This window comes from Xanthomonas sp. SHU 199, from assembly GCF_000364665.1.
Taxonomy (GTDB): domain Bacteria; phylum Pseudomonadota; class Gammaproteobacteria; order Xanthomonadales; family Xanthomonadaceae; genus Xanthomonas_A; species Xanthomonas_A sontii.
The window spans coordinates 1-2048 of sequence record NZ_AQOI01000293.1; the positions used below are offsets into that span (position 1 = coordinate 1).

The 2048-nt window shown below is 71.8% G+C and carries 3 protein-coding genes; 1 reads left to right on the forward strand and 2 read right to left on the reverse strand.

Features of this window, described 5'->3' with window-relative positions; all coding sequences use genetic code 11:
• Positions 1–207: 207 nt before the first annotated feature.
• Positions 208–495 carry a hypothetical protein gene (locus D183_RS0110750; protein WP_017908992.1) on the reverse strand — a complete coding sequence of 96 codons (288 nt, stop codon included), beginning with the start codon at positions 493–495 and terminating at the stop codon, positions 208–210.
• A gap of 86 nt (positions 496–581) precedes the next feature.
• On the reverse strand, positions 582–1625 hold the full coding sequence (locus D183_RS0110755) for a hypothetical protein (RefSeq protein WP_017908993.1): 1044 nt from the start codon (positions 1623–1625) through the stop codon (positions 582–584).
• A gap of 210 nt (positions 1626–1835) precedes the next feature.
• Between D183_RS0110755 and D183_RS24465 the strand changes: the two genes are divergently transcribed.
• Positions 1836–2048, forward strand: a 213-nt coding sequence (locus D183_RS24465) for an Ada metal-binding domain-containing protein (protein WP_039727100.1), incomplete at its 3' end; no start/stop codon positions are given.

Genomic DNA, 2048 nt, shown 5'->3' on the forward strand with positions numbered 1-2048 from the left:
AGGGGCGGCGGGTGCCGCTGGCGGGGCAGTCGTCGGCGCGGGCGCGGACGATGCCGGGGGCGCGGTCTGCGCGGAAGCGACGCCAGCGACGAGGGCCAGCAGGACGGGAGTGAGGCGGAACGTGACGGAGATTGACAAGGACATCGCTCGGCAGCGGCGGTGGCAAGGCCGCAGTCTACGCGGCCTGTGCGGACCAGCGCAGCGGCCCTATGGCGTCTCCTCGGTCGCCACTACCGTATTCTCGCTCGCCACTCCCGCGGCCGCGGCTGGGGCGGCATAGCGCTGCCTGTGCCAGGCACGCCAGCTCGTCCACAGCGCCCACGCGGTCGCCGCCAGCAGAGCGAGCAGACTCAGCAGCGAGCCGGTCCGCGCCAGCCAGGGCGCATGCAGGCCGTTGGCGAGGTGCAGCAGCACTTCGGCGATCGCGAAGCCGCCCAACGCCAGCAACGCCGGGGGCAGGTACAGCCGCAGCATCAAGCGGGTTCCGGCGGCCATGCGCGCACTCCGGGAGGGGATGCCGCGACGCTAGCCCCGCGTCCATGCCCGCCACGTGAATGGGCGGCATGCGCCGCAGCGGCCGTTCAGGCGCCGGGCGAGGCCAGCGGCAGGGTCGCCACGTCGATCTCCGAGAGCGGGCTTTCCGCCGGACAGGCCTGGTCCGGGAACCCGAAGCGCTGCTTCAGCGCCTGGCCGCAGGCGGTCAGGCTCTCCAGGTCCACGTCCTTTTTGGTCTTGCACTCCTGGTCGAAGGCGACCAGGAACGCATCCTTGCGCCGCACGAAATCGTCGCCGCACTTGCGCAATTGCTTGATCCGCTCCAGGTCGTCCTGCACCGCGTTGGTGCCGTCGAGCCCGTACTGCTTGAGCTCGTCGCTGCTGAGCAGGCGCAGGCTGCGGTTGGGCACGGTCATCATCAGGTCGGCCACCGCCACCGCCACGCCGTTGCGCTCCAGGTAGTCCTTGACGTTGCCATAGACCTCCTGCAGCTCGCGATTGAGCTCGGCGCGCGAGGTCGCGGTGGAACTGATCCGCATCATCCGGTGGATGCCGACCTTGCCGGAGATCAGCCGGTTGTCGCCGGCGGCCAGCACGAACACGCAGGCGCTGTGGCAGACCGAACCTTCGCGCACCCACACGGTCCAGCCGGATTCGCCGATCGCATCGCCGGCGCGGATCGCCGCCTCGACCTGGCCGCCGCTGGAATCCAGGTCGAGCACGCGCTTGCCGATGCCGGTCTGCCTGGCCACCTCGGCCAGGCGCCGCACCATTTCGGCGAAGCCGGCGTTGATCTTGCCGACATAGCGCACCCGCATCAGCCCGCGCTCGCGGCACGGCGCCAGCGCCGCCTCCACGGCGGGCCGGTCCAGCCCGGCCAGCGGCTGGCCATCGCCGGCGTCGGCGGCATAGTCGGTGTCGCAGCTGATGAAGGCCTCGCCATTCTCCAGCGTGGCCTCGTCCCAGGCCTGCGGGTCGCGCTTGGGCGCGACCGCATGCGGCGGCGGTGCCGGCGGCGCACCGATCGAGACCATGTGCTCGCCATCGGCGGAGGGGCTGTCAGCGACGGTCTGCGGTGCCGACGCCGGCTGCTGCCCGCAGGCCAACAGGCCCAGGCAACACAGCGACAACCAGCAGAGTCTGAACGGAGCGGCCAAACGGAGGATCCACGGACGAGACGAAAAAGACAGGCGCCAGGCGCCCGTGGACCTAGTCTAGTGCCGCCGCGCGGAACCTCCCCAACTGCGCCTAAACCGAGGGCACCGCGGCCACGCGACAGCCGCGGCATTGCTGTCCGAAAACGGCCAGTGCGCCGCGCCGAGGCCGACTAGACTGGCGCCATGCCTGTCCTCGCCGCCACCGACCACGCCCTCTACGACCGCGCCCGCCAGTCCCGCGACGCGCGCTTCGACGGCGTGTTCTTCACCGCCGTGCGCAGCACCGGCATCTACTGCCGGCCGGTGTGCCCGGCGCCGCCGCCCAAGCGCAGCAACGTGCGCTACTACCCCAGCGCCGCCGCGGCCGCGGCGGCCGGCTACCGGCCGTGCCTGCGC